Raw genomic sequence first — 2,435 nt, 5'->3', positions numbered from 1 at the left:
GCCGCGGTGATCAAGAACATCCGCGGCGTCGGCTACCGGGTGACGCAAGACTGATGCGCTTGATCGAACGCTACCTGCTGGCCTGGCTGATGGGGGCGCTCGCGCTTGGCGGCCTGCTGGTCGCCATCGTCACCTACGTGGTCACGCTGGACGAGATGAACGAGGTGTTCGACGCCGACCTGAAGAACGTCGCGCAGTCGGTGGCACGCTACCACCGTGCCGCCTACAACGCGGGCCGCCACGACGCCCTGGCGCTGCCCGAGCGCGACGACACGCCCGAGGACGTCGAGATCGTCACGCTGACCTGGACCGCCGACGGCGAGCGCGTCTACGCCTCGGACCCGCGCGTGAAGCTGCCGTTCTCGCGCACCGAGGGCCTGGCGCGGCTCGATGTCGATGGCGAGGCCTGGATCGTCTACTCGAGCGTGGCCGCCGACGGCGTCGCGCAGGCGGCGCAGCGCGTCTCGCAGCGGCACCAGATGGCGGCCGAGTCGGGTGCGAAGGTGTTCCCGCCGATGCTGGTGCTGGTCGTCGTGGTCGGCGGGCTGTTGGTGTTCGGCCTGCGGCGCGGGCTGCAGCCGCTCGGCGACACGGCGCGCGACGTGGCGGCGCGCAGCGCGCGCTCGATGCTGCCAATCGCCACCGACGGCGTGCCGCGCGAGATCAAGCCGCTGGTGCTGTCGATCAACGACCTGCTCGGGCGGCTGTCGGAAGCATTCTCGGCGCAGCGCCGGTTCCTGGCCGATGCGGCCCACGAGCTGCGGACACCGGTGACGGCGCTGCGCTTGCAGGTGCACCTGCTGCGSCGCTCGGACAGCCCGGCCGCGCGSSAGGATGCGCTGGACGAGCTGGAGCAGGGCGTGATCCGCTCGGAGCGGATGGTGCAGCAGCTGCTGGCGGTGGCGCGCTCGGAKCCCGATGGCGAGACGATGCGCGTCGARCRGGTCAGCCTGGACGACCTGGYGCGCTCGGTGGTGTCGGATTTCGCGCTGAAGGCSGAGCACCGSCGCATCGACCTCGGCGCGCRSGTCGGYGYCGGCSTCGMGGYGCAGGCCGAYGCSCACCAGCTGCGCGTGCTGCTCGACAACCTGGTCGARAACGCGCTGCGCTACACGCCGGCCGGCGGCGTGGTCGACGTCGAGGCSGACCTGCAGGACGGGCGSCCGCGCCTGCGCGTGRTCGACAACGGCCCCGGCRTCCCGGYGGCCGAACGCGAGCGCGTGTTCGACCGCTTCTACCGCGGCGAGGACGCGCARTCGCTGGCCCCSGMRAGCGGCGGCAGCGGCCTGGGCCTGGCCATCGTGCGCGCSATYGCSGAGCGSCAYCACKCGARCGTCRGCCTGCACACGCCGGMASRRCATSGCGGATTGGARGTCCGGGTCGTSTTCTCCCAACTTCAYGGAGCCTGAGATGAACATGCCSGCCAGCTGGTTTCAATGGGCCCTGCTGTCGGCSGCGTTCGCCGCGCTGACGGCGATCTTCGCGAAGATCGGCATCCGCGGCGTCGACTCCGACYTCGCGACGCTGGTGCGCACCAGCGTGATCCTGGTCGTGCTGGCCGCCTTCGTCATGGSGACCGGCAARTGGTCGAACCCRCTCGMSCTGCCRGGCAGGACYTGGYTGTTCCTGGTGCTKTCSGGCCTGGCCACCGGRGCSTCGTGGGTCTGCTACTTCMGRGCGCTGCAGATCGGCRAYGCRTCGCRGGTGGCSCCGGTCGACAAGCTGAGCCTGGTGCTGGTCGCGGTGTTCGCCTTCGCCTTCCTCGGCGAGCGCCCGAGCCTGCGCGAATGGGCCGGCATCGCGATGGTGGCAGGTGGGGTACTTTTGTTGTCACTCAAGCGTTGAGAGCCAGAGTGGACCGAGCCCAGTCGGCGCCACGCCGGTTCGCCCGAAGACTGTGAACGCGCATTGGGCAGTTTCAACTGCAGCACCGGGAGCGAGAGCAGCGCCATGGGCCAAGCTGGTTAACACGCGGTAGCCATAGCGCCAGTGAAGAAGCACCTGCCTCGCCGCTGATTGGCCCCCGGTTTCTCAAGTCGAGGTTCTTGGCGGATACGGTTTCGGCGAGATCACCCTGCACGCAGTTGGGCCACCAATTTGTCTTGTAAGTCCGAGGTAGTCGCCGGCGACAACGCCCTGGCCGTGGAAGGCTTCCGTTCAGGGGGCTCAACAAGTCTCGAATTGTGCCGATCACTCAGTGGCGTACCCGTTTGTTGTCGCGCAAGTCCTCACCGGAAAAAGCCCATGTACATCTCGTTCAATCACATGAAGATTGGCACCAAGCTCGGACTGGGGTTTGGTCTTCTGATCTCTTTCCTCGTCGGCTTGGCGATGTATGCGTCGGTCGCCATGTCGGGCATTCATGCCAACGTCGTCAGTCTCACCGACGACCGCATGATCAAGATCGAGATGCTCTCCGAAATCAAGGACAACGC

The 2,435-nt window shown here is 67.9% G+C and carries 3 protein-coding genes; all 3 read left to right on the top strand.

What is annotated here, in order from left to right:
- The first annotated feature begins 53 nt into the window (after nt 1-53).
- Nucleotides 54-1,409: a sensor histidine kinase gene (locus tag AC1D15_RS27025; protein WP_477828431.1), complete on the top strand. Its 1,356-nt coding sequence runs from the start codon at nt 54-56 to the stop codon at nt 1,407-1,409.
- A 1-nt stretch (nt 1,410) separates the two neighbouring features.
- The gene (locus tag AC1D15_RS27020) at nt 1,411-1,845 is read left to right on the top strand and encodes an EamA family transporter (RefSeq protein ID WP_477828430.1); all 435 of its coding nucleotides are present in this window, start codon (nt 1,411-1,413) and stop codon (nt 1,843-1,845) included.
- A gap of 399 nt (nt 1,846-2,244) precedes the next feature.
- Nucleotides 2,245-2,435 (top strand): MCP four helix bundle domain-containing protein (locus tag AC1D15_RS27015; protein WP_477828429.1); only part of this gene is annotated, 191 nt, incomplete at its 3' end.

Source organism: Rhizobacter sp. P2_H2, assembly GCF_056403375.1.
This window is presented reverse-complemented; position numbering and strand designations above follow the sequence as displayed.